Consider the following 25,352-nt stretch of genomic DNA (forward strand, 5'->3'; position numbering starts at 1 on the left):
GTTTCCTTTCCTTTTCCCTTAAACGCCAAATAAATATATCAAACCCGTCAACCTTTGATTTCGGAGGAGGCATAATGAAAGAAGGACCTGATATTGCTCTCATTGGATCGCTGATCGGTGACCCGGCACGGGCAAATATGCTGACGGCATTAATGAGCGGAAAAGCTCTGACGGCAACCGAACTTGCCAACGTTGCCGGGATCACACCACAAACCGCAACCAGCCATCTGAAACAACTTCAAACGAACGGTATGCTGATCCCACGAAAACAGGGGCGGCACAAATATTTTGCCCTTGCGGATGATGACATTGCGCACTTACTGGAAACTCTCCTCGGATATGCAGACAAAAAAGGGTTTACCCGCGTTCGCACCGGTCCAAAAGACCCCGCGTTGCGACATGCCAGAGTTTGCTACAACCATTTGGCCGGTGAGCTTGGGGTTCAATTGATGGATGGCTTATCGTCCCGACAGCTGATCAAAGGGGATGTTGAAACGGTTTATCTGACAAAAAAAGGACGTCGTTTTTTAATAGATTTCGGGATTGACCCAGCCAACATCGAAAAACCCGGACGACCCATGTGCCTATCTTGTCTGGATTGGAGCGAAAGACGAAGCCATCTTGCCGGAAGTGTGGGGGATGCCTTGTTGCAGCAAATTCTATCAAAGGGCTGGGCGCGCCGGGAAACGGGGAGCAGAATTATTTCGTTTTCCGTATCTGGCGAAAAAAAATTCCTGCAAACCTTTGCAAATGCTTAGAAAACTGTATCCAATGAAGTAAGTCGCCCTTTTTGCAAGGACTGCAACACCGTCGCAAAGCGATGACCGAGTGCCCCTGCATCCGGTATTTCAAAATATCGTCCGCCGTGCGTCACACATTCTGACAGTAAGGGATCCTCAATCATCGACAGGCGATAATCCAGAATATATAGGTCAGTTCCCTGATTTTTCATCTCGCTACATTTCCGGCGAAAGACTTCCTGCGTCGTCTGCTCACCAAGACCGCTACCGACCATCAAAACAACTACTTTCCTAACCTTATCCAAAGACCCTGTGCGCTCTTCACTCCTCCAATGCAGTTGCCATTGGTCAGACAATAATCGATCAGCCCAAACTAACGATCGCCCAAAGTCCGTATTTCCATGCCCTGCTAACAGACTGATCTTATCGCGCACCATTGAGTACTGATACGATAATGGCGATACCGGCTCGGCAGGACAGGCTTCCGGGGTTGCAATAAAGTACTCCGGCAATCCAGTAATCTCATGCGCTCTCGTCTCGATTGATAGAACCAGGGGAAACGGCATCTCAGTCGGCACTTCATTATTTTCAGACGCCTCTCCGCCGCGCATCCCAACGCACCACCTCTGTTCTATTAAAGGTCCCGCCCAGGCAACAGTGCCCGGTACGGTGGGAGGCAGATTATCAGGCCAGCTGCCAGGAGGAACCCAGTCTTCATAGGGTCCCACATTTACCAATTGATCAACCGCAGGAAGCAAGGCTACTCTGATTCTCTCCTGCCTTTCCGGAACGGCGGCAATTTGACTGAGCCACATCATCGCGGCTGTTTTAAAAGGCGAAAGGTGTCCAGCATCTGCTGCTGCAAGGCTTCGGTCCATTACTAAGACAATGTCGGCCTTTAATGTTGACGCTTTGGATTGCGCACGTGCCTGAATGGACAAATCCGTCACATCGGTAAATCCACCCCCCAAAGACAAAGACAATGAAAATTCTGCTGAAACAATTACTTGCCGCGGGTCATTTGCCCGTTTAACGGAGACAGTCTCGATCTTTAATCCGGTCGGATCTGAAAGCAGGAACATACTATCGGTCAGACCTGTTCCGATAAATTCTTCAACAAATGACGAGAGATGGTCATCAGCGAGAATGTCCAAATTCTGAGCCGCAAGCAGGCTCGCATCTTTCACAATCCCCGTCAGCTTGGAATGGACGGAATAGTAACGCGTATATTCAAACGCAACCGACAAAACGCCGGCCAGCATTATAAAAAGCCCGACCCAGACGATTGTCAGTGCGCCCCGTTTATCTCTTGCAAATCTCTGAAAACTAATCACCAGTCGCTACACTCCGTGCTTAAAGGCAGGAGTGCCGGAATGTCTGGAAATACTCGCGTAGTTTTTCTGACCATGCGCCCGATAAGAAGACAGATAGAAATCATCCACAGGTGAAATGCAGGTCCGAATAACAAGAAAATCCTGTTGTGGCCAATAGACTCCCTGTCCATCAATCGCGGCATAGGAAGGAAACGTGCCGTCCTGATCACAGGAAACATTAGGCTCACCTACTGCTGTCGACCAGTTTTCGCCGCGACCATTCAGAGGATCAAGCGTGATTGACGAGACCCTTATCATGATGCGCACATCCCTTTTGTAATATCCCAATGAAGCCTGAATTTGAGGTACAAGATCGGCAATATCCTGGTCGTCCACTTCCTCGCGTATCGCAAGACTGCCTCCTAAACTTTTGGTTACAAGATCTACGCGGTGCATAAGCTGGATCGTTCGTAAAATATCCAGCCCTGTAAAAACAATAAGCACTAATATTGGTAGTAGCAGAGCCGTTTCCACAAGCGCGCTGCCCTGTTCATTGGAAAATAACCGACAGGTCAATGGACCTCACCTTTCTGGTGACCCTGCGGCGAGGCCAGCGGCAACATGAACTTGCGCTGAACAAGGGCATCCCCAAACAGATTTGTGACCAGTGGCGTTGAGAGATCGACCGTATATTTGACATATATCTGTTGAAAGCTTTGATCATCAGTGGGCGTGACAGTGAGGTCAATCTTTTGCGGATCGACCCAGAACTGGTGCAAGTCGTCAAATACAGACATGAACGTCTCCTGTAAGGACGACGTATCAGGTTCCTGATCAAGAGGTCCGATCCGTTGAACCAGCGTTCCAAGAGAAGATTGGAGAATGCCATCCACAATCATAATTCGCCCAATATCAACAAATAATAAACTGACGATCACCAGAAATGGGCATATGCCGGCAAGTTCCAAAGCAGAAATTCCAAGACGGTTCTGCCTGAATTTTGTAATGGACCTCGCGACAACCGCTGTCATGTCGAACTCTTCCCATAAGCAAAAAGAGCCCTCAACGTTGATGCATTTTTATGGAGGCTTGCCAGTTGATAGTATGAAATCATGGGTTTGATCTCGTCGGGGCTATAGTCCAGTGACGCCACATGAACCGCGGCCTCCTGATCCCCACTTAGAACATATGCAATGGTCAGGTTCTGACGAATGCGAACATTGGAATTAACCCCAAATGCAAGAGCGCTAAGAATGTCGATGGCAGGTTGAAAGTCGCCTGATTGAAGCAGAGACAAAGCGTAATTATTTTGCAAAGCGACATCTGTTGGATTTGCCTTCAGGGACCGTTCGTATAATGGCTTCGATCGGTCGTATTGCCCCATCAGATCAAAGCTGATCGCCAAAAGTTTCATCGCATTGCGGCTTTCAGCCTCCAGGCCCAAACATTTCTGTAATACGATCACTGCGGATGCAGGGCGCACCTGCCGTAAATACAACCGGGCCAGACCCAAATAAACAACGCAGTCACCCTTTTTTTGAGATAACAGCTTTTCATAAGTGGAAAGCGCCTCATTATAAGAGCCCAATTCATACAGCAACTCGGCAGAAGACTGCAGCGCATCCGCATTGTCAGGGTCTTTTTCCAGTAACTTCTGATATAAAAGGAGTGATGTGTATTTATCCCCATTCTGACGCAAGGCGTTGGCGACTTTCACCCCCTGAAGCTTATCTTCTTGGTGATTGGATTTAAGGGATGAACTGGTCGCCCCTAATCCTGAACATCCCCCTAGTAAAATGGAGAAACTGACAATCAAGAGCAACACACGCATTATCCGGCCCCTCCGATTGTTCGCAGCATATTCATAAAACCAGGGCCCGCGGAAATGGCTACGACCGGTGGCAAAATCAGCAGCATCAGAGGAACACTCAAAATCACAGGTAATCTTGCGGCTTTCCGATCCAGCCTATTAAACGTCTTCTTCCGACTATCCTTAGCAACAATTGCCAAGGAGGCTGCGATGGGCGTCCCGTATTTTTCGCCTTGGGAAAGCGCCACAGCAAGGTAACGAAAGGTGTCGGACCCCGTTCGCTTCACCAGCGCCGAAAACGCCTGGTTCCGATCCGGAAGAAGGGCAAGCTCAGCAGACAACAGCGCCAATGCCTCCGCCGTGTGTTTCGAATAGTGGACAATATGGGTTTTCACCTGTTTTAAAGCGCTATCAAATGACATGCCCGCTTCAACGGCGAGAACCAACAAGTCAATAACGTCTGGCGCACTTTGTTCAATGGATTGGCGTATGAGTTTTTGCCGGATGAGCCCAATACCTGCCGGTAAAAAATATCCGGCGATTGCGAAAGAAAGCAATCCAATAAACCAAGACTGGCCACCACTGAGCAAGGCTCCTGCCACTGTGTTGGTTAAAATATAAACAGCGGCGCTCACCATCCCCATACTAAGGCCCAGCACCACCGGGCGAATGACGACGTTGTTTTTTCCAGTTCGGTGATCCTGCAAGGACAAAGAATTGATATCAAGGCGCGTGGCATCCTGGTTTTGTGAACTCTGCCATAGAAAGCTGTTGATCTTAATGTCCAGCCTGCTACGCCACCCGCCGCCCATTGCCATTAAATAAGGCGGTGTATTTGGGAGCATATTTTGATAAGACGCGACCAACTGGCCAAAGTCTACCGATCCGTTCAATCGAGAGGCCCACCGTTCCCGGCGCTTGTTCTGCACGCCTTTCGCAAGAAAGAAGCCTGCCAGCGCAAGGCAGCCTCCGACTACCAAAAGGACAGGCAATCCTGCCTTTAATGACAGAAATACCTCGGTCATTTCACGCTCCTGACCAGTATGTATAAGCTGACCACACCAAGTAAAAGGCTAGTAAAACTATAAAACAGGATAGACTGCCCACTTGGGTCACGGAACAGAAACTCAAACTGGGAAGGGTTGGTCAAATACAGCATCAGGACAGATAATCCAACGATCCCCACAATCAGGCTGGAAGCAAGCCGGGGTTCAGCGGTTACTGATTTCACCTTTTCATCCAGCTCCTGCCGTTCACGTAGAACACGCGCCAAATTCTCTAGCGTATCGCCATATTGACCGCCACTTTTACGTTGTATGGAAAGTGTCGCAACAAGATATCGAAACTCCCGTATCTGGAACTTAACCGGAATTTCAACGAACAATCCTTCAAACGGAACGCCGATTTCAAGCAACTCGCTCACTCGTTTAAACAGGCCGGAAACGGGCTCTGGCATTTCATTGCCAACAGCACAAATATTCTGTTCAAGGGAAACGCCAACCCGCGCGCCGCGCACCAGAAGATCCAATGCCTCGGGGAATTGTTCCCCCAACTGTTTCGCTCTTTGGGCAGACTGGCGTTTTGTTACTAGCAAATATCCACCCCCAATGGTCCAGCAGATGACACTTAAGAACACCCAATGGGCCGAAGAAGGTGTAAAAAGAAGGGCGGCCGCCCCAATAGCACATAAGAGCCACGCATAGAAATTCAGAGAAACGAGCACGTCAAAGCCAGTGTTTTTTAGTGGCCCGGATACCAAGGCCAAATTTTCCTTTTTTTTCACAACACCCTGCCGATTAGCCGTCAAACGCTTATTGATCTTCTGATATCGGGCGTTTTTGTGACTTCGCAGGGCTGCAAACAAGAAGGCACCTCCCCCTAGTATAAAAAAACCCATCAGAAATATGGCTCCATATATGCTGAGAAATTGGGTCATCCGTTATTCAGGACCTTTTCCAGTGCGTCTCCTAAATGGTACCGCCGAACTTTGGCTTCACAGCAAGGCCGAATTTTGGAAAACACGAAATCACCTTCAAAAATCCCTTCATCTCCGCCGGTAGTTCGCTCAAAAGTAAACAGATCCTGAGTTGTGATCACATCCCCTTCAAGACCGCTGACTTCTGTAATTGAGTGAATATACCGGTGACCCGTATAATCTCTGGCAACATGGACGATCAGGTCCAGTGCAGAAGCGATCTGTCGTTTAACCGCGCCCGCATTGAAATTCTGTTGATAGGACAACAACAAATCTTCAACCCTCAAGAGGGCATCCCGCGCAGAGTTTGCATGAATTGTCGACATGGAACCATCATGCCCCGTATTCATCGCCTGAAGCATTTCATGCACTTCATTCCCTCTGACTTCCCCAATGATGATCCTGTCCGGCCGCATCCTTAAGGCATTTCTCAACAGGTCCCTTTGACAGACTTCACCTGCCCCTTCAGAGTTTTTCTGACGTGTTTCAAGACTGATTACATGAGGTTGCTGCAAATCGATCTCTGCCGCGTCTTCAATAGTGACAACCCGTTCTGTCACGCCAATCTCTCCGGAAAGGGCATTAAGAACTGTTGTTTTCCCGGCACCCGTTCCACCAGAAATCAGAATATTCAAATGAGCTTTTGCAGCAATTTTCAGAAAGTCCGCCATCAATTCCGTCAGGCTCGTTTTTTGAACCAAAGAAGACAGATTGATCTGCTTGGATGGAAATTTTCGAATTGAAATAACCGTTCCACAAACAGAAAGCGGTGGAATGATGATATTGACACGGCTTCCATCGACCAAACGGGCATCCACCATTGGGCTACTTTCGTCAATGCGGCGACCCGCCGAAATAGCGATCCGCCGAGCGACCTGCAAGAGATGAGCCTCGTCACGGAAAGATAAATCCGTCTGTTCCAACTGCCCGTTTTTCTCAATAAAGATGGTATCCGGGCCATTGACGAGGATGTCCGTGACACTCTCATTCTGTAACAGGGCTTCAATTGGCCCCAAACCAATCAGATCGTTCAGTAGTTCAGTCGCGATCTGACTTTGTTCTTGCCAATTCAAGGGAACTTTTTGCTGATCCACAATTTTTGCAACGGCTTCAATCACCTTGATTGATAAGCTTTCCTTTGGTAACGCGAGCGCTATTGCAGGATTGATTATCTTAAAAAACTGCTCCCGAACAAGGGCACTAAGCTCAGGGTCGACAATGGACTTCGCTGATGTGACCCTGTCTGAATTACCTTCCAGCGGGGCTCCAATCCAGTCTTGCGCTTCGTCCTGCAACCCCCGAAATCCTGTCTCCGGGTCAGTTTCATTTTTTCTTCCGAACATGCATCCCCTGCCTTCCTTTGAAAAATGAGAAAACAGAATGCTTCTCGTTCTTTAATTCCTGCCCACTCAATCGGCCTGCCAGAAGCATAACCTGGTGTGAAAATTTACCTTTTATCTGGCTCGGAGGAACTGCGTTCAGCTCTGCCTGTCCGACAGACGCGGCGTCAAACGGAATAATGTGATCAATCTGTCTTTCTAAATAAGCTTCGATTTGATCTAAAGCCGGCCCTGATTTTTTTAGAGGCCTGCTGTGATTTAAAATAACCGTCATCTGAAACGGGTGCCCCAAATCGTTAGAACAATAATCCATTATTTTTTTTGTATTTCGAATGGACTGTATGCTCGGTTCAACGATAAAAAGGCCATGATCACATAGCCTTACTGGCGTTAAACCGGTTTGCGCCAAATGGTATGGAACGTCCAAAATAACATAATGGTATTTTGGTTTTAAAACGCCCAGTAATGCCGCATATTCTTCCTCTGAAAAATTCGAAGAATTGACCGTTACTTCAGAGCTTCCCAAAAATTCCAGCCTTGGATTTATCTGCTGGGCCGCGCGCTGCACGAGTAAATCATCCATGCGTTCAGGATGTTTAAAAAGATCAGCCGCCCCTTTATTCCCATTGAGTCCGAAAAGCAGGCTTGCGCCTCCCGACCCGACATCCAAATCCAATAACATTATTCGCCGACCGAATTCCGCTGACAAAACATGCGATAACGAACACGCAATCGTTGTTGCCCCTGCCCCCCCGCTGGCATGAAATACGCCCAGAACTTTTCCGGCTTTGGGATCAGATGCAGAGGCGGGCGATCCCAGTGCAATTTTAGAGATCGTCGCCTGCAATAATTCCTGCGGCAAAGGCGTTACAAGATACTCAGAAACGCCGCGCATGATTAGATTTCGGTACAATCCCACTTTGTCTTCTACGCCAATCGCCAAGACTTTTACATAAGGAGCACAGACTTTTGCCAACTCTTCCATGCCTGACAAAGGCATATCGGAATGTGAAATATCAACAATCAATAGCGAAGGAGAGGGTTCCTCCCGAAACACCCTGATGGCATCTTCCAATCCACCCTGCATTATTTGATAATTTGTCAGGTCAAAAGCCTCAAAACAGGATTTGAGCTGCCCTTCCGCAGCGCTATCGTGAACAAAAGCCTGTATGGTCTCGATCTGGTTGTCCGGCGTTTTGAAATTCTCTGGCCTCATTGGTCGTTCACCGACATGTTCTGGCTTCCTAACGGACGCACTTTGTCCATTTTTGCATCCAGCACTGTTTTTTCTTCGAATACCCCCAATGGGTTCGCAAGGCGCCTCCCTCTAAGCAGTTCTGCAGGGTCCGCCAAAATCAAGGCGCGATTGGCGGCCACCGCACACCCTGATTGACCTGAACCAAAATGGACGTTGCATAAATCAGTGGAAAGCCCCAGCCGGGTTACCTGCATCTTGAAAGCATATAGCCCCTGCTGCCTGTCAATCATGCCAAGATATACAGGCTTCCTGAATTTCGTCGCCTCGATCGTTCCGACCATCCGTCTGGACATTTCCTGCTTATGCCAGTCTGATTGCGGAATAAGTATAATCTGATGGATATTTGTTTGATCAAGGTTGCCAAAATAATCAGTGAACGAGACAGACTGCGCGGTGACATACTCTTTATCGATACCACGAAAATAAAAAGCCTCCTCTGATATAGTCTGAACCAATGTCGGATATACTGTTGAACTTCGAAATATCTGTGAGGGTCTTTTGTCTGGTAAACATCCCGCTAATAATAGGGTCAGGACAAGGACATAGCCCGACGCCGTTTTCCTAGATCGTGTTAATCCCATAATCACCGTTCATATCCCTTCAATAAATATATCCGTGTGTCTTCGGTGGGGAATTTCCGGAAGGCGTATTAAGTTGTTTTAACGTCGCGGGAGATTGTTCATTCAGCAGTTTTCCAGTCTTTTGAATAACATCCGGTGACGATAGGTTCAGCCCTTCCAGCGGAGATCTGAAGTCATCTGTATCCCGAGGCCGAACGATATGGGCCGTTGCAATCATCACAAGCTCGGTTTCAGATTTCTGAAATTTCTGAGAGCGAAACAAGGCTCCCAACACATCGATATCGGCCAACCACGGGACCTCGCTCACCAGATTTCGTTGCTGGTTTTGCAACAAACCCGCTACTGAAAAGCTTTGTCCGCTTGCCAGCTCGATTGTTGCTTCGGTTCGTCGAATGGAAATTCCAGGAACCGTAATATCTTGAATGACAACTGCGCCCGCTGTCGACAATTCGCTTACCTCCGGGCGAATATGCAGGCGGATACGATTATTTGACAGCACCGTTGGGGTCATATCGAGAATGACGCCGAATTTTTTAAATTCGACAGTAATGCGATCGTTAGACGCCGCCACAGGAATTGGAAACTCGCCCCCCGCAAAGAAACTGGCCGTTTTTCCCGATCGTGAGGTCAGATTTGGCTCTGCCAGAACCGTCACGAGGTTATCTTCAACCATCGCATCAATCACCGCATTCAGACTTCCCGAACTTCCGTCCAGCCCAATTAGCCCACTACTACCCTGCCCGCTCAACCCCAGTTTCGGCAGAATCGAGTCGTTCAGCGTAAGCGGGTTGCGGCCAGCAACCAATCCAATCGCAAATGAACCAGGCTTTAGAAGAATATCCCAATTGATACCCAGATCCTTGGTTGCCCTTCGGTTCATTTCCATAATTCGAACCTTCAGGTTCACTTGCAATGCAGAGGCAAGCGTCATCTTGTTGATAAGTGTCTCCTCTTTGCCAAGATAACCTTTCACCACAGACAGCATTTGATCCATGATCTGAGGATCCGACACTTCCCCAGACATCATCAAACTCCCAGGCGAAACAGAGACCGCAATATTTTCATTGGGAAACTCCGCTTTCAGCACGGCTCTCAGGCGTCCCAAATCTCGCTGCACCTCGATTATTCGGTCAAACAAGATTTTGTCCCCGGCCCCCAACGCGACGATGTGGGTAACACCCGGGATCTTTCCATAAATAAAAAGTCCATTTCCCTGTGTAATCTGGACGTCCGCTATTTCCGGATTTGTGATTAAAATATCCTGTACTGGCTGGTTTGGTTTTTGAAGATGTCCCTCGTTCACATTCAGATAAAGGGTCGGACGCGCCTGAACCCCGACCATACAGGAAAAAAACAGAAATATTGTCAGAAGCAGGCGCATCCTCATTGGCTTATTCCTCGCTTCAGATCAGGCTGTCTTTCAAAAACAAACCGATCCTGACCCCGTTGGATAATAATAGGTCGAGCCGGGATATTTGCAGGCTGAACGAGGGCTTCCAATGATTTTTGCAACCGCTGAAGAGATGCCGAAATGATCTGCTGCTTGTTTGCGTGCCCCTGCGGTGTTTGACTATTCGGTAAAACCGACACTGACAGTTGCCCCCGTGTCTTCCAGTTCTGAAAGGTCGTGACTTGCCCGTCCGGTATTTCTACGGTTAAATCGGACAGGCGACCCACGTCCGCGGTGGTTTCAGGATAGGTTTTAAGAACGCGGATATTGGATGCGAGCAGGACAGTTTCTGTTTTCGGTGTCTGACCGTTCAACGCAACCGTAAGATAAAGATCCAGATAGTCTCCCGGATTAATATCAGCCCGGTTCAGCGCCACTTCACGGCCACTCAAAGAGAGCGCCTGATGCCCTGCTCGGAGGGTTTTTCGAAGAAACTCATTTTCGGAAATCCAGGTGATTGCGCCAACCGGTATTGGCTCCCCGCGGAAAAGGGCGGCATTAACAGAAAAATATCGATCCACGCGCGCTTCAACATCGCTCAACAGATAGAATTTATGGGTTGGGTCGGGCCGACGTGATCCAGATAAACTGTCAATGCCAAGAATGCTGCCGGGCGCCATATCTTCTGTCACCACCGCCAGCTTCTCTAACTGAGTGATCTGGTTGTTTGCCCGTGTCGGTGCAATTACATGCGACCAGCCGGGCAGCATAAACCCCAAATATATGGCGGCGCCCAAGAACAGGATGCAGCAAAAGAAAAAGATGAATGACTTCATTTTCGATTACACCACATAGGCTTGCCATATCCCGTATGAGGCGCCGACCGCGATGGCCAGACCGTAGGGTACCGAATATTGGTTCGGAAACAGGAACAGGCTTTCGGACAAATTGAACCGAATTTTTGCCCACTCCCATAACGCCTGAGACATTGGAAAAATGGCAACCAACGCCAGTACGCCACCGAACAAACTCGTCAGCAGTAAAAATTCTGGCCCCGCTATAGGCCCGCACCATAGGGCAGCGGATGCCAACAATTTTACATCGCCGCCGCCAAGCCTGTTGATGGCATATAACCCGAGCAAAAATAAAAAAGTAATACCGCCCCATAACAAATGAAGGGGCAGGTCAATTTTACGGGCTGACAGACCATAAAAACTGAAAAACAGAATAATCAGGAATACCGATACCCGGTTCGGTATAATCCGAAACCGCAAATCCATGACGCCAGCAAAGCAAAGGAGAAAGATTGCAATGATGGGTATCAAAAACGTCATGAATTTGAGAAAAGTTAGCGATTCCGGCATCGGCCCCGTCCGTCCTTAACCGTTAATCGCCACTCGATGCGCCGCCACCGGCACCACCACCAAACTGAATATTTCCCATGGCTTCGCTGACACGGCCATAAAAGGCACTTCCCGCAGTTCCGACAACAGCCGCCGCCGCTGCTGCGAGCAGTGCATATTCCACCGATGTAACGCCGCTTTCACATTTATAAAAACTCTTAATGAAATTCATATTAAATCACCTCTTGATTGCTTTTTATTATTATGCCCATGCCGCACACCTGTCTGTGCTGTTAAAAGGCAGAGCTGTATAGACAATTCATCGCATTCAGAAAAAAAGACCCGACGCCTTAGGCTAATAGAGGCCTGCATATTGGCAAAAACCCTGAAAAAGAACGCCATATAATCAACCAAACTAATGAATCATCAAATTTTATATAAAAAATTTATATTAAAGAGTCATCAATTTTTTTCTAAAAAAGAGAATTAAAATGTTATTTATTATCGGAAAGGTATTTAAAGGGTGAAAATAAAAGGCATATTAGATGGTCAAGTATACCCTTATATGGAAATAATAATTGAACCATTACAGCATTATTCTTCTCTATTTACGTGTGCATTTTCGATCACAGAATCGCCAAATAACAAGTCCCCCTAAAAACCCAATCGGAAAAATGGGGCAGACCAATTTGCCCGGTAACACCAAAAATCTGAAATCAGCGGCCAATTTCCGGGTGCATTCTGATGTTAAGGAGGCTATACCGGATTAAGATACTTGAGGTGGTTGCTTGACTCCGAATACGGAGAGGAAAGGCATAATGACGAAAGACAGCGCACGGCGCATCCTGATTTATAGCCACGACTCTTTTGGTCTGGGGCATCTGAGAAGATGCCGGACACTTGCCCATGCCCTTGTCGAACAGAACCAAAATCTGTCAGTCCTAATTTTATCAGGCTCTCCAATTATTGGGAGTTTTGATTTTAAAGCGCGGGTAGATTTCGTTAGAATTCCAGGCATCATTAAACTGAGAAACGGTGAATATACGTCTTTAAGCCTGCACATTGATACAGAGCAGACTTTGGCAATGCGTGCCTCCATCATTCGCCACACAGCAGAGACGTTCGATCCGGACATCCTTATTGTCGACAAGGAACCTTTTGGACTAAGAGGAGAGGTGGAAGAAACTCTCAGGTTCCTGAAAACAAAAGGAACACGGCTTGTTTTAGGTCTTCGGGACGTACTGGATGATCCCGCGCTGCTGGTGCCCGAATGGAAACGCAAAAACGTTCTGCCCGCCCTTCAGGATCTCTATGATGATATCTGGGTTTTTGGTATCGAGCAGTTATACAATCCGCTACAGGAAATCGCCCTGCCCGCAGATGTAAAACGTAAAATCACCTATACTGGATACTTGCCGCGAGCGGTATCGGTTGGCGCGGAACCTGCAATACTTGAGGAACTGGACGCACCTTATGCCCTGATTACTGTTGGCGGCGGCGGCGATGGTGAGGTCCTTGTGGACTGGGTCTTGAGAGCCTACGAATCTGGTGATCCGCCCCCTATCAACGCGCTCTTTGTATTCGGTCCGTTCATGCCGCCTGAAACGCAAAACTCTTTTCGAGACCGGATTTCAAAACTGGATATGGTAAGGGCTGTCACGTTTGACAATCATATGGAAAGCCTGATGTCCAAGGCTTCTGCTGTCGTCGCAATGGGAGGCTATAATACCTTTTGCGAAGTCCTTTCGATGGATAAAAGAGCGCTTATTATTCCGCGAACGGTCCCTCGTCTGGAACAGTATATTCGGGCGACTCGGGCGGCTGAACTGGGCTTGATTAGTGTCCTTATTGACGATGGCGTTCGATCAGCGTCGACGATGACCACCGCCCTTAAACATCTTTCGCAACAGAAAAAACCGTCCGAAACTGTAATTCCAGGACTTTTGGACGGCCTGACAAATGTAAACCGACTAGCACAATTGCGGTTTCAGGAAAGAGACAAAGCGAGAGAAAAAAATACACTTTCCTTTCGCAAAGCAGACGGATAGCCCTAGCCTGCAAAAACAGAGGGTATGAATTCCACAGTTGGGCCAGAAGATAACCTGGCCCGATCAAACGGTGCTAGTTTGTTGGAAGCGATAATCGAACGGATAGACGATATATATTCTTCACCCCGTTCCGAATAGGATTTGAGAAAAGCAATCATTGATGCCCCTTTTAGCGCCTCTCCCGCATTTAATCGTCGACTACGTTCTTTTCGAAAAGCGGCATATGCCTGATTTGTGTTCAGGTTCAGTATATATGCTCGGACAGAGTCTAACGGGGTCTTGAAAGAGCGAATGCGGTAATCCCCTTTTTCTGCTCGCTGCTCTTTGGGCTTCATACCTTTAGAAAAACTCCATTGGCCAAATAATGCATTGCCCTCAATGGCGAAACGTGAAGTTCCCCAACCGCTTTCTTCAATCATTTGGGCAACCCCCATAGACACAGGAATTGGGCCAACCCGGGTTTTAAGCTGAGCCAATAATTTCCGAAGGGGGATGTCCTCATCCAGCTTATATTTCTGCGCAAGACGCCTGACCCGTTTTTTGTCGCCGTCGTCCAACTCCGTTTTTGAAAGAAATCTCATTACTGTCTTGCGTTCCGCTTTAATTTCTTCGTTAGCGATCAGCACGAGAGGAATGGAAAACCTTAAAAACAGCGCCTTCTTTTTCTCAACCGTCACATTTTCCAAGGCATGTTCTGGCCATTTCGAAGGAATGTCCTGAATCAAAATTCTAGGGATCTGGACCTCCCCTGCTCGCCATTTCTCTACCGATATTTCATGAAGAGTGAAATACTTGTCCAAATCTTTAATCGTCGAAAAACGCACCGTTTCCCTAGGATGGGCATCCCCTTTGGAAGAGAAAAATCCGCCATAGTTATAATATCCGACCAGCCCGACAATCAAGATGCCAAGAATAAAAGTTACAAGAGCCTGCTTCAATATCTATTCCCTATTTTAAAGTGACCAGTGCACAATATTGTCGACTGCTCCTGTACTTCTTTAGGCAACCGCTCAATAATAAGCCTTATTCTCTTGTAGTTTAACGCAAATGGTGAGCAAATGAAGAAATTCTCAGTAATGGCAGCAATGATTGCCGTTTTGTCAGTGGGAATAACAACAACATCCTTAGCGCAAAACGCCCATGGAAACCTTCAATGTGACGCCAATTTACAAGAAGCTCAGTCAGGAATAGATCTGGCCGGCAAATCTGTTCGCGCCGTCTCAATTCTGGACCGTTTGGAAACCCATGCCAGTGGCAGCATCGTCAACGGAAAAGAATATTGGGTTTCTTTTCGTGAATGCAAAGGCAACCTTGTCGTTATTTTTGACCGCAACTGCGCTCTGGAAAATATGTACACGACAGGGAATTGCACGATTGAAACGCTGCCGTCCTATTAATCACTTTATTCAGCTTTCACCACCGATACCAGGTTCATTTTCGCGAGCCAACCTGCGATCCTGATCATTTTCCCAATGGGCATTTTAAAAGCTGTTGCCAGCTCCTGAAGCGACAGTGTTTCAGCATCTGCGATGGCTTTAACGAAGTCTTCGATGGTGGCAGCGTTTGGCATGATTATCGATGCCCCATTGCCCATTGTGTCCCCCAGATAGTTTTCGACCTTTCCTACAGCTTTTTCACAAATCCTTACTCTGGTCTGAGGTTTCATCAGTTCCGTCGGATAATGCGCAAAAAGTTTAAAGGGATCGTCCCGTAACGGAACAGGTGTTCGAAAAACATTTTTCTCCGCCTTTATGCGGCGGTCTGCAAGATCGGCCCATAAATCCTGATAGGTCGGAATTAGAACGTTCCAGTCGTACACCTCATTGGCCCGTGCTTTACCTGCTGCCCCCATCCTGTTTCGCAAAGCACTGTCTTCAATCAGAGTTAGGTAAGCGTTGGCGCAGTCCTGTGTGTCGACATTGGTAAACAGCCCGACCTGACCGACATACCGGTCATAGCTATCAATGCCAACCTGATATCGATAGGCCAAATCCAAACCGCACCCAGCGGCCGGCATGGTCGTTCTGACCAGCAATCCATCAATCCCGTGACGCACGGTTTCACGATACCCATCCCAATCGGTTGCAACAACAGGTAACCCTGCGGCCATCGCCTCGACCGGTGTTATACCAAACGTTTCCTGAATGTTATCCGACAAGGAAGTAAAGATGTCGGCAGCCTGCCAGATATTCGTACGGACATCCATATCCCGACCGTCCAGAAAGATACAATTCACAGACGGACAAAATTTTCGCGCACCACTTCTAAACTGATTTTCAATTGCCGCTGTTGCAAACCAGCCGGCTTGTACCAAATGCAATTTTTTGTTGGTTTTTGCAGCTGCAATTTCCAGAGCCTGATACATCGGAAGAGGATGCGCCTTTGCATGTGCGGCAAGTCTGCCAACATATAAGATAACAATATCATCCGCGCCAATCTTGTGACTTTCTCTGAACGTCTTACGCCATGCCAATTTTTCAGGCGTCTCAGCAAAATCGTCACAATTAATTCCAAGTGGAATGATCGGCAGCTGAACGGGTAATTTTACCTTTCCACCATTTCTCTGCTCCAGATACTCGGAATAGTTTGCGAGCACGTGTTCGACCGTTTTTTTCACCGAAACAGATGTGCAGATCAAGGCATCCCATTCTTCAAAGGGTGCAATAGCAAGATCGCCAAACGTATCCATGACTTCCATCGACGAAATGGTATGCGTCAATCCACAAAGGCTAAAACTATTGGTCCCGATATGTCGCCGTTGCCAGGCGAACGGACCGATTGAAGGTCCAGAATAAAACAGACACCCCGGCTCGCTCATACGCCCGAGCGTCATGGGGTTTATCCATGTTGACGGCGGAGCCTGATTAGACCAGGACGCGATCTGGCTTTCGAATGCCTTAAATTTTCCCGGGTGGTCCGTATAGCAATAAAGCTGATCCTGATCCCCAAACTTCAAATACCCTTTGAGAAAGCTTTCTCCAGCAGATTGCCGTCCCAGAAGACGTTCACCGCCAGTGCTAAATCCTTCTTGCTCGTAGAAAATAGCTGCATTTCGTTTATTGCTCACCCGTTCCCCCTATACCGGCCTTTATTCAAGGCCCGCTAAATAACTTGCGGTAGGGTAAGGGAATAACGGTCGAAAATAAATATATCCTGAAGAGAAGAGGATTATTTATTATGCATCAAAGTCTACAATGACATCATCACTTGTCGGGTGAGACTGACAGGTAAGGACAAACCCCTCCGCGACTTCGTCATCTTCAAGTGCATAGTTCAGATCCATCCGAACCTCTCCTTGAATAACTTTAGCGCGGCATGTACTGCATACCCCGCCTTTACAGGCAAAGGGCAGATCGACACCTTTTTCAAGAGCCGCGTCCAGTATGGACACACCTTCTTCTGGTATGCCGACTTCTGTTGTTTGTCCGTCGAGAATTACCGAAACAGTATGTTCGGGCCCTGCATCATTGGCATGTGGGTCCTGTTTCGGTTTATTGGCGGCAGCGATCGCAGCGTCTGTTATGAAAAGCTCAAAATGAATATGGTCTTTTGGCAGACCGTTATCGATTAGAAAGCCCTGAACATCCATGATCATACTTTCAGGGCCACAGATGAACGCATCATCGAATGACCGGACATCCAGGGCCCCGTCGAACAATGTTTCGCATTTCTCCCGATTTATCCGACCATTAAACAGGGCCGCGTCCTGTTCTTCTCTACTCAGTATATGAATCAGGTTCAGCCGATTTTGATACTGGTTTTTAAGGTCTTCAATCTGCTCAAGAAACAGGATACTCGACACTGTCCGGTTTCCGTATATCAGCGTCACTTTGCTTTTTTCTTCAGTTTTCAAGATCGTTTTAAGAATAGAAATAATCGGTGTTATTCCGCTTCCAGCAGCGACAAGCAGGTAGTTTTTCGAATGGTGCGGATCAAGTGGCGTGTTAAACCGTCCTTGCGGCACCATGACATCCATCACCTGTCCTGGTTTAAAATTTTCATTGGCGAATGTGGAAAAAACACCATCATCGATTTTTTTAATGGCCACTTTAAGTTCCGGATCCCCAACGGCACTGCAAATCGAGTAGGACCTTCTTACATCCTCCCCGTTTATTTCAGCTTTTAAGGTCAAATGCTGACCTTGCTCAAATCGATAGGCATCGCGCAGTTTTTCAGGAACATCAAATGATACAGAAATCGCATCTTTCGTTTCCCGCACAACATCTGAAATCGTTAAACTATGAAAAACACTCATATTCGTTCCCTAGACACATTTGAAATAATCGAACGGTTCAAGACAATCGACACATTTATAGAGCGCCTTACATGCCGTCGAACCAAATTCACTAACTTTTTCTGTATTTTCAGACTTGCATTGCGGGCACCGCACCGTTTCGTGCCCCAACAATGCCGCCTTTGCACTGGATGACGGCGGCGCAATGCCAAATTCTTCCAGTTTTTTCTTGCCGTTTTCTGAAATAAGGTCAGTCGACCAAGCGGGCGACAACACTGTTTTAATGTCAACGTCCTTATATCCATGCAATGTCAAGGCGACCCGAATATCCTCGGCAATCGTATCCATCGCCGGGCAGCCTGAATAGGTTGGCGTAATCGAGACCCGAACCCCGTCTCCCGGAAACTCGATCCCCTGCACAATGCCCATATCTTCTATTGTCAAAACGGGAATTTCCGGATCTTTCACCTGTTCCAGCACCTGCCTGACCGCCTCTATGTCCCCTTTTACATTATTCTGTTCCATCAGACGTCTACCATTTTGCGTCAGGATAAGCCCTAGGAAGAAATTGCATTTCCGCCAAAATATATCCAAGATGTTCAGAATGCTTGCCAACCTTACTACCGCGGACGGACCAGGTCACCTCTGGACGCACCAAGGTTGCTTCTTCCAAAACAGCGTCAACCATGGCATTCCATTTCTCCTGCAAGGAAGCCGTATCAACGCCAATACCAGCTTTGGCCATCGCATCGTCAACCGCATCCATATCAAACATTTCAGGTGTGAACCCCCAAAGTTCATTGATCGCGGTTTGCATGCGTTCATGGCTTTCTTCATTACCATCCCCTAACCGAATAACCCAGTCACTGCTGTGACGTCGGTGATAGGTGATTTCTTTCAACGATTTTACGGCAATTTCAGAGAGCGTTTGATCGGCAGAAGAACAAAGGGCTTCAAATTGCACATACTGAAAACAATCAAAGAAAAACTGACGGGCCATTGTTTTGGCGAAATCGCCATTCGGCTGTTCGACCAATAGAAGGTTTCGCCATGCTTGCGCATCCCGATGAAACGCCAAAGCGTCTTCGTCGCGACCTTTTCCTTCAACCTTCCCGGCATAATCAAGCAATAACCGAGCCTGTCCAACCAGATCCAGCCCGACATTCATCAAGGCCAGCTCCTCTTCCAGAACAGGTGCCTTACCGCACCATTCCGCAAGGCGTTGACCCAAAATCAGACTGTTATCCCCGAGCCGAACCAGATACTCGAATAAATCTTCGTTATTTGACATTATCATTTCCCAAATTCTGTTCTGATCACATATGGCCGACTTCATCGGGAATGTCGTAAAATGTTGGATGACGATACATTTTCTCGTCATTTGGATCATAAAAAGCCCCTTTATCTTCAGGGCTTGAGGTCACGATATCTTCTGTTTTCACAACCCAGATACTAACGCCTTCACTGCGGCGTGTATAAACATCACGGGCGTTGGTGAGGGCCATTTCAGCGTCGGGGGCGTGTAAACTACCGACATGTTTATGATGCAGCCCGTTTTTGCTTCGAATAAAGACTTCGAAAAGCGGGAATTCAGATTTACGTTGAGTTTCTGACATTATGATTTCCTTCGTTAAGCTGCTTTGGCAGCTTGCGCGCGTTTACGCTTTTTCTCTGCATGGGCAAGGGCTGCATCCCGAACCCACTGACCACCATCATGAGCATCTCTGCGGGTTTGCAAACGCTCTCGATTGCATAAACCATTGCCAGCAACAACATTTGCAAACTCGTCCCAATCGATTTCACCCCAATCGTAGGACTTTTTTTCTTCATTCCATGCAAGTTTTTCATCCGGTATACTCAGGCCCAGATAATCGGCCTGCGGAACAGTCGCATCAATAAACCGCTGACGGAGTTCATCATTGGATGTGCGTTTAATTTTCCATTTCATGGACTGGCCCGTCCTCGGGCTGTCTGCATCATGTGGCCCAAACATCATTAAAGCAGGCCACCACCAGCGATTAATCGCATCTTGGGCCATCTCTTTCTGTTCAGCTGTCCCTTGCGCCATCTTTATCATGATTTCGTATCCCTGACGCTGATGAAAGCTTTCTTCTTTACAGACTTTCACCATAGCGCGGGCATAAGGACCATAAGAACAACGGCAAAGGGCGATCTGATTGGTAATGGCGGCACCATCAACGAGCCAGCCAATCGCACCGATATCGGCCCAGTTCAATGTTGGGTAATTGAATATGCTGGAATATTTTGCTTTCCCGGTGTGAAGCTGCTCATACATTTCGTCGCGGGAGATCCCGAGTGTCTCGGCTGCACTGTATAGGTAAAGACCATGTCCGCCTTCATCCTGGATTTTTGCCATTAAAATAGCTTTGCGTTTCAAGGACGGCGCCCGTGTCAGCCAGTTTCCTTCTGGCAGCATGCCGACGACTTCCGAATGGGCATGCTGAGAAATTTGCCGGATCAGTGATTTACGATACCCCTCGGGCATCCAGTCTTTCGGCTCGATTTTTAACTCAGCGTCCACTTTCGCCTGAAAGGCCTCTTCAAGCGCGGCCAAATTCTGCTCATCCATCCCGGTTTTCCTCTCCAGCTCAATCCTGATTTCTAATATGATACATAATTTTTCCAAAATCAATAAATAATGTATCATTTAAATATACTGTGTTCAAAAGCCCGGAATTTTTGTTTTACTTGAAAATTTGAAAAGCTTGGGTATTTTCTGGCGAACAGGAGAACGCGAATGTGTGATAAGCCAACACCAGAAGATTTATTCGAGCGCAATAAAGAATGGGCGCAATCCAAACTGGAGCTCGATCAGGAATATTTTTCGCGCTTGCGCGATATTCAGCGACCAAACTATTTGTGGATTGGCTGCTCAGACAGCCGCGTGCCGGCTAATGAAATTGTCGGTATGGATCCTGGAGAACTTTTCGTACACCGGAATGTCGCGAATATCGTACCGCATAGTGACATGAATTGTCTGGCGGTTATTCAATACGCGGTCGAGATCCTAAAGGTTGAGCATATCATTGTCACCGGTCATTATAATTGCGGCGGCATACGGGCAGCAATCAGCGACAGTGATCATGGCCAGATCGACAATTGGCTCGCCAACATCAAAGATATCCTGAAGGCAAATTACGAAGAATTATCGGCCATTGAAGACGAACAGGCCAAGGTCGACAGGCTTTGTGAGTTGAACGTCATTCAACAGGTACGTAACGTTGGCAAAACATCGATTTTGCAAAAGGCATGGCGTAACAATCAAAAAGTGACCGTCCATGGATGGGTCTACGGCCTACATGATGGCCTTATCCGTGACATGAATGTCGACATTTCGAGCATCGATCAAATCCACGAAGCCTATCAGATCAGAAGCTAAAGACGCCTGGCGATTTGGCTTTTTGGCGGTCAGGCAACTTTGGTCTGAAAATGAGGCGTCGATTTTTTTGGACCAAGAAGGAGCGACCGCTCGTTTTCTATCAGGTTATGAAAAAGCCGTTCGGCCGAAACACCGTCCCTTGCCATTATCTTCTCGACGGCAAGACGATACCATCCTGCCATTCCAAATGCCTGACGCTCCAGACAGTTGTCTGTCGTTTGGTAAAGCGCCACCAATACAACATCCACCACATCGTTAAGGCGGCTTGCAAGGTCATTCTGGCAGCAATCAAACAGACATCCGTGGAAATTTCTTACCGCCTTAAAGAAAAGCACCTGATCCCTGACTTCTTCAGCATTCTCCATCTGGCGTTGAAATCCATCCAACAATGCCAGTTGATCAAGACTGCCCCTTTGGGCCGCAAGATTTGCAATACCGGGTTGAAAACATTGACGCAACTCCATCATTTGAATAACCGATCCGTGGTCCTGCTGAACTTCTGACTGCCACGCCAAAATATCCGGATCCAGAAGGTTCCAGCAGCTTCGCGGTCGAACACGTGTCCCCGCCCGCTGCTTTGCCTCCAGCAACCCCTTTGCCGTTAAAACCCTGAATGCTTCGCGGATCGCCGTTCGGCTGCCCTTGAACATTTCCAGAAATTCACCCTCTCCGGGTAACTTGTCTCCCGGTTTATAGCGACCACTGACAATATCCTGCCCCAATTCATGCACCACCCTTCCATGGATGCCCCCACGTGGATAGTGCCGATTACCTAGCTGTGTCATTTCCGCCCCCACTATAAATGACGCCTTTAAACTTTGCCCGCTTACACAGTAAGCAGCACACGTTGAAATAGCATAATATTAATAAAATATAAATCAATATACTAAGTTTTTTATTTTACTATAAATTTAATTTATAAATGATATATACCGGGACCTTCCCACATTTAAAGTCTTGCACTTCATCCTTGGAACTGCGAAGAATTAACCCAATAGACCAGTCTTCAGAAAGGCCAATTCCGATGGATGTAAAAGCAGCTGTTGCCGTAAAAGCCGGCGCCCCCCTTTCAATTGAAACAGTGACACTGGATGGCCCGAGAGCTGGAGAAGTTCTTGTTGAAATCAAAGCAAGCGGCATTTGCCATACGGATGCTTTCACACTTTCTGGCGACGATCCTGAAGGTATTTTTCCAGCTATTCTAGGCCACGAAGGTGCCGGTATCGTTGTCGATGTAGGGCCCGGTGTGACATCGCTTGAAAAAGGCGATCATGTTATTCCGCTCTACACACCGGAATGCCGTCAATGCAGTTATTGCACCAGTGGAAAAACCAATTTGTGTCAGGCAATTCGTGAAACGCAGGGTCAGGGATTGATGCCCGACGGTAGCAGTCGTTTCAAGATAAACGGTGAAAAAATTTACCACTATATGGGCTGTTCCACTTTCGCCAATTATACGGTCGTCCCGGAAATTGCGCTTGCCAAAATCCGCAAAGATGCCCCCTTTGAAAAGGTTTGTTATATCGGCTGCGGTGTGACCACGGGCATTGGCGCGGTGATCAATACAGCGCAAGTCAAACCAGGCGACAATGTTGTTATCTTTGGTCTGGGTGGAATTGGTCTGAACGTTATACAGGGCGCCCGGCTTGCAGGTGCCAACATGATCGTTGGTATCGACCTGAACAATAGTCGGAAGGACCTTGCCACACAATTTGGTATGACCCATTTTGTAAACCCGAACGAGGTTGAGGGAGATCTGGTCAGCTATCTTGTGGACCTTACAAAGGGTGGTGCCGACTATTCATTCGAATGTATTGGCAATGTCCACACCATGCGGCAGGCCCTTGAATGTTGTCATAAAGGCTGGGGTGAAAGTATCATTGTGGGCGTGGCAGGCGCTGGACAGGAGATTTCAACCCGCCCCTTCCAACTTGTCACAGGGCGCGTATGGAAAGGCACCGCTTTTGGCGGGGCCAAAGGCCGGACAGATGTGCCTAAAATCGTCGATTGGTATATGGATGGGAAAATCAACATCGACGAAATGATCACGCATGTCATGCCGATTGAGGATATCAACAAAGGATTTGACCTGATGCACGAAGGTAAATCTATTCGTAGCGTTGTAACGTTTGACTGACCCATGAAAACACGATCAGAACAAAGCTGCTTTGGCGGAACTCAGGGTTTTTACGAACACCGCTCACAAGAAACCGGTACAGACATGCAGTTTGCCGTTTATACACCACCGTCTGCCAAGAACGAACCTGTTCCGGTGGTATATTATCTGGCAGGGCTGACCTGTACAGACGAAACCGCAACTATCAAAGCCGGCGCACAGCGAGTAGCCGCGCAGCTTGGGTTAATGCTTGTGATGCCCGATACCAGTCCGCGCGGCGCAATGATCGATGGTGAGGATGAGAGCTGGGATTTTGGAACCGGGGCCGGGTTTTATCTGGATGCTACCCAAGCGCCCTGGTCAAAAAACTACCGAATGTATTCCTATATAACAAAGGAACTTCCTTCCCTTATTGCCGCGCATTTTCCATCGGATAATGGCCCCGCTGGCATCATGGGGCATTCCATGGGAGGCCACGGGGCCCTGACGATCGGGCTTAAAAATACAGAGCAATACGCTTCCATTACCGCATTTGCCCCGATTTGTGCGCCCAGCCAATGTCCGTGGGGCCAAAAAGCGTTTAACGGCTATCTGGGAGATAACAAAGCCGAGTGGGACGAGTATGATGCTGTTGCGTTGGTAAATAACATTCAGACGGCGCATCCAATTCTCATTGATCAAGGAAAGGCAGATCCGTTTCTTGAACAGGAACTGAACCCCCACCTATTTGAACAGGCATGCAAGGCAGCGGACCAACCACTTATCTATCGTAGCCATTCTGGCTATGATCACAGCTATTATTTTATCCAGTCTTTTATGGAAGACCATTTACTGCATCATTCAAAGATATTGAAAGCCCTATAGCTCTTTCAGGGCTTTCTCTATTTTTTCTTTGGTTGGAAGACTAGACTGCGCGCCCGCCACCGAACAGGTCAAGCCTGCGCCCGCAGTTGCGGCCTGCAACGCATCATGGAGATTTTTTCCATCAGACAAGGCGGCTGCGAAAACGCCAATAAAACAATCTCCGGCCGCAGTGGTATCAACGGGCGTGATCTTCATCGCTGGCACGCGCGTCAACCACCCCTCTTCCGCAGCAACAACACCGCGTGCACCCAATGTCAGGATGGCGCATAGATCATATCGCGATGCCAGCTCAATAACCAGTTCATCGCCGGAAAGAGTGTCCAGACCGTGTTGCCTGGCTATTGCCGCCGCTTCTCCTTCATTGACAACCAGATAATCCAGATCGTGCAATACTGATTCCGGTATTAAGCCCGCGGGTGCAAGGTTCAAAATACTTTTAACACCGACCTTCTTTGCCCGTGATATCAACGTCCAATTTTCTGAACTGGGGACCTCCATTTGCAACAAAAGATAGGCTGCACTTTCCAGCACATCATCACTAACCTGATCTGCCGTCGCATCATTATTGGCTCCAGAAACAACAACAATGGAGTTTTCCGCATTTTGATCAACCCAAATAGACGCACAGCCTGTGGGTCTAATCGTTTTTTTAAGAGATGATAATTCTACCCCGCCCTCAACCATTAATGAGACGGCTGCGCCCGCATTCACATCATCACCAACGGCACCGATCATAGTAACATCCGCACCAGCCCGCCGGGCTGCCAAAGCTTGATTAGCCCCTTTTCCCCCGGGAACTTGCATATACTGATCCCCAAGGATCGTCTCGCCCGGTGCCGGTAAGGACTGCATTTGATAGACTTGATCAATATTAATGGATCCGAAAACAACAATCATTTTTACTGTAAATCCTATCTTATTAATGAAGGGGCGCCCCGTC

General features: G+C 47.8%; 28 protein-coding genes. 6 read left to right on the forward strand and 22 right to left on the reverse strand.

Features of this window, described 5'->3' with window-relative positions; genetic code table 11:
* The first annotated feature begins 74 nt into the window (after positions 1-74).
* Positions 75-758, forward strand: a complete 684-nt coding sequence (locus OIR97_RS12070; protein WP_169545960.1) for an ArsR/SmtB family transcription factor — start codon at positions 75-77, stop codon at positions 756-758.
* Here the strand turns inward: OIR97_RS12070 and OIR97_RS12075 are convergent.
* From OIR97_RS12075 to OIR97_RS12135, 13 genes are read right to left on the reverse strand one after another with little or no spacing between them, the layout of a single operon-like run.
* A complete protein-coding gene (locus OIR97_RS12075; protein WP_169545961.1) occupies positions 755-2,074 on the reverse strand; it encodes a TadE/TadG family type IV pilus assembly protein in 1,320 nt (439 codons plus the stop codon). The genes OIR97_RS12070 and OIR97_RS12075 overlap by 4 nt on opposite strands.
* 6 nt (positions 2,075-2,080) lie before the next feature.
* The gene (locus OIR97_RS12080) at positions 2,081-2,629 is read right to left on the reverse strand and encodes a TadE/TadG family type IV pilus assembly protein (RefSeq protein ID WP_169545962.1); all 549 of its coding nucleotides are present in this window, start codon (positions 2,627-2,629) and stop codon (positions 2,081-2,083) included.
* Complete coding sequence (locus OIR97_RS12085; RefSeq protein WP_169545963.1) at positions 2,626-3,084, reverse strand: TadE/TadG family type IV pilus assembly protein; 459 nt, start codon at positions 3,082-3,084, stop codon at positions 2,626-2,628. Before OIR97_RS12085 ends, OIR97_RS12080 begins: the two co-directional genes overlap by 4 nt.
* Entirely contained in the window at positions 3,081-3,884 is an 804-nt protein-coding gene (locus OIR97_RS12090; RefSeq protein WP_169545964.1) for a tetratricopeptide repeat protein, read from the reverse strand. The genes OIR97_RS12085 and OIR97_RS12090 overlap by 4 nt, the downstream gene beginning before the upstream one ends.
* A complete protein-coding gene (locus tag OIR97_RS12095) occupies positions 3,884-4,888 on the reverse strand; it encodes a type II secretion system F family protein (protein WP_169545965.1) in 1,005 nt (334 codons plus the stop codon). The genes OIR97_RS12090 and OIR97_RS12095 overlap by 1 nt, the downstream gene beginning before the upstream one ends.
* The gene (locus OIR97_RS12100; RefSeq protein ID WP_169545966.1) at positions 4,885-5,760 is read right to left on the reverse strand and encodes a type II secretion system F family protein; all 876 of its coding nucleotides are present in this window, start codon (positions 5,758-5,760) and stop codon (positions 4,885-4,887) included. The genes OIR97_RS12095 and OIR97_RS12100 overlap by 4 nt, the downstream gene beginning before the upstream one ends.
* 35 nt (positions 5,761-5,795) lie before the next feature.
* Positions 5,796-7,181, reverse strand: a complete 1,386-nt coding sequence (locus OIR97_RS12105; protein WP_169545967.1) for a CpaF family protein — start codon at positions 7,179-7,181, stop codon at positions 5,796-5,798.
* Positions 7,162-8,394, reverse strand: a complete 1,233-nt coding sequence (locus OIR97_RS12110; RefSeq protein WP_169545968.1) for an AAA family ATPase — start codon at positions 8,392-8,394, stop codon at positions 7,162-7,164. Before OIR97_RS12110 ends, OIR97_RS12105 begins: the two co-directional genes overlap by 20 nt.
* On the reverse strand, positions 8,391-9,017 hold the full coding sequence (locus OIR97_RS12115) for a hypothetical protein (RefSeq protein WP_169545969.1): 627 nt from the start codon (positions 9,015-9,017) through the stop codon (positions 8,391-8,393). Before OIR97_RS12115 ends, OIR97_RS12110 begins: the two co-directional genes overlap by 4 nt.
* Before the next feature lie 19 nt (positions 9,018-9,036).
* Positions 9,037-10,404 carry a type II and III secretion system protein family protein gene (locus OIR97_RS12120; RefSeq protein WP_169545970.1) on the reverse strand — a complete coding sequence of 456 codons (1,368 nt, stop codon included), beginning with the start codon at positions 10,402-10,404 and terminating at the stop codon, positions 9,037-9,039.
* Positions 10,401-11,243: an RcpC/CpaB family pilus assembly protein gene (locus OIR97_RS12125; RefSeq protein ID WP_169545971.1), complete on the reverse strand. Its 843-nt coding sequence runs from the start codon at positions 11,241-11,243 to the stop codon at positions 10,401-10,403. The genes OIR97_RS12120 and OIR97_RS12125 overlap by 4 nt, the downstream gene beginning before the upstream one ends.
* Positions 11,244-11,249: 6 nt before the next feature.
* Positions 11,250-11,771 carry an A24 family peptidase gene (locus OIR97_RS12130; protein ID WP_169545972.1) on the reverse strand — a complete coding sequence of 174 codons (522 nt, stop codon included), beginning with the start codon at positions 11,769-11,771 and terminating at the stop codon, positions 11,250-11,252.
* Positions 11,772-11,793: 22 nt separating this feature from the next.
* Entirely contained in the window at positions 11,794-11,982 is a 189-nt protein-coding gene (locus OIR97_RS12135; RefSeq protein WP_181017954.1) for a Flp family type IVb pilin, read from the reverse strand.
* A 586-nt stretch (positions 11,983-12,568) separates the two neighbouring features.
* On the opposite strand from OIR97_RS12135, the gene OIR97_RS12140 reads away from it, so the two are divergent.
* Positions 12,569-13,798, forward strand: coding sequence for a glycosyltransferase family protein (locus OIR97_RS12140; RefSeq protein ID WP_169545973.1), 1,230 nt, complete (start codon positions 12,569-12,571; stop codon positions 13,796-13,798).
* A gap of 2 nt (positions 13,799-13,800) precedes the next feature.
* On the opposite strand, the gene OIR97_RS12145 is transcribed toward OIR97_RS12140, so the two are convergent.
* Positions 13,801-14,736 (reverse strand): glucosaminidase domain-containing protein, encoded by a 936-nt coding sequence (locus OIR97_RS12145; RefSeq protein WP_169545974.1) that lies wholly within the window; start codon positions 14,734-14,736, stop codon positions 13,801-13,803.
* A 120-nt stretch (positions 14,737-14,856) separates the two neighbouring features.
* Between OIR97_RS12145 and OIR97_RS12150 the strand changes: the two genes are divergently transcribed.
* The gene (locus OIR97_RS12150) at positions 14,857-15,195 is read left to right on the forward strand and encodes a hypothetical protein (RefSeq protein ID WP_169545975.1); all 339 of its coding nucleotides are present in this window, start codon (positions 14,857-14,859) and stop codon (positions 15,193-15,195) included.
* 5 nt (positions 15,196-15,200) lie between these two features.
* Here OIR97_RS12150 and OIR97_RS12155 read toward each other — a convergent pair whose 3' ends face one another.
* From OIR97_RS12155 to paaA, 6 genes are all read right to left on the reverse strand, one after another.
* Positions 15,201-16,865, reverse strand: a complete 1,665-nt coding sequence (locus OIR97_RS12155) for a glycosyltransferase family 4 protein (RefSeq protein ID WP_169545976.1) — start codon at positions 16,863-16,865, stop codon at positions 15,201-15,203.
* 108 nt (positions 16,866-16,973) lie between these two features.
* Positions 16,974-18,053: a 1,2-phenylacetyl-CoA epoxidase subunit PaaE gene (gene paaE / locus OIR97_RS12160; protein ID WP_169545977.1), complete on the reverse strand. Its 1,080-nt coding sequence runs from the start codon at positions 18,051-18,053 to the stop codon at positions 16,974-16,976.
* A 9-nt stretch (positions 18,054-18,062) separates the two neighbouring features.
* Positions 18,063-18,557 carry a 1,2-phenylacetyl-CoA epoxidase subunit PaaD gene (gene paaD / locus OIR97_RS12165; RefSeq protein WP_169545978.1) on the reverse strand — a complete coding sequence of 165 codons (495 nt, stop codon included), beginning with the start codon at positions 18,555-18,557 and terminating at the stop codon, positions 18,063-18,065.
* Between the two features lie 7 nt (positions 18,558-18,564).
* Positions 18,565-19,323, reverse strand: a complete 759-nt coding sequence (gene paaC / locus OIR97_RS12170) for a 1,2-phenylacetyl-CoA epoxidase subunit PaaC (protein WP_169545979.1) — start codon at positions 19,321-19,323, stop codon at positions 18,565-18,567.
* Positions 19,324-19,348: 25 nt separating this feature from the next.
* On the reverse strand, positions 19,349-19,648 hold the full coding sequence (gene paaB, locus OIR97_RS12175; protein WP_169545980.1) for a 1,2-phenylacetyl-CoA epoxidase subunit PaaB: 300 nt from the start codon (positions 19,646-19,648) through the stop codon (positions 19,349-19,351).
* Positions 19,649-19,662: 14 nt separating this feature from the next.
* Positions 19,663-20,622 carry a 1,2-phenylacetyl-CoA epoxidase subunit PaaA gene (paaA, locus tag OIR97_RS12180; protein WP_169545981.1) on the reverse strand — a complete coding sequence of 320 codons (960 nt, stop codon included), beginning with the start codon at positions 20,620-20,622 and terminating at the stop codon, positions 19,663-19,665.
* Between the two features lie 168 nt (positions 20,623-20,790).
* Between paaA and can the strand changes: the two genes are divergently transcribed.
* Entirely contained in the window at positions 20,791-21,432 is a 642-nt protein-coding gene (gene can, locus OIR97_RS12185) for a carbonate dehydratase (RefSeq protein ID WP_267177722.1), read from the forward strand.
* A gap of 29 nt (positions 21,433-21,461) precedes the next feature.
* Here the strand turns inward: can and OIR97_RS12190 are convergent, their stop codons facing one another.
* The gene (locus tag OIR97_RS12190; RefSeq protein WP_169545982.1) at positions 21,462-22,217 is read right to left on the reverse strand and encodes a FadR/GntR family transcriptional regulator; all 756 of its coding nucleotides are present in this window, start codon (positions 22,215-22,217) and stop codon (positions 21,462-21,464) included.
* Positions 22,218-22,456: 239 nt separating this feature from the next.
* Here OIR97_RS12190 and OIR97_RS12195 point away from each other — a divergent pair, with 239 nt between their 5' ends.
* Together OIR97_RS12195 and fghA are read left to right on the forward strand one after the other, a co-directional pair.
* The gene (locus OIR97_RS12195; RefSeq protein WP_169545983.1) at positions 22,457-23,569 is read left to right on the forward strand and encodes an S-(hydroxymethyl)glutathione dehydrogenase/class III alcohol dehydrogenase; all 1,113 of its coding nucleotides are present in this window, start codon (positions 22,457-22,459) and stop codon (positions 23,567-23,569) included.
* 3 nt (positions 23,570-23,572) lie between these two features.
* Positions 23,573-24,412: an S-formylglutathione hydrolase gene (fghA, locus tag OIR97_RS12200; protein WP_169545984.1), complete on the forward strand. Its 840-nt coding sequence runs from the start codon at positions 23,573-23,575 to the stop codon at positions 24,410-24,412.
* Here the strand turns inward: fghA and OIR97_RS12205 are convergent.
* A complete protein-coding gene (locus tag OIR97_RS12205; protein WP_169545985.1) occupies positions 24,407-25,309 on the reverse strand; it encodes a ribokinase in 903 nt (300 codons plus the stop codon). The genes fghA and OIR97_RS12205 overlap by 6 nt on opposite strands.
* Positions 25,310-25,352: the final 43 nt, after the last annotated feature.

The organism is Sneathiella aquimaris, assembly GCF_026409565.1.
Classification (GTDB): domain Bacteria; phylum Pseudomonadota; class Alphaproteobacteria; order Sneathiellales; family Sneathiellaceae; genus Sneathiella; species Sneathiella aquimaris.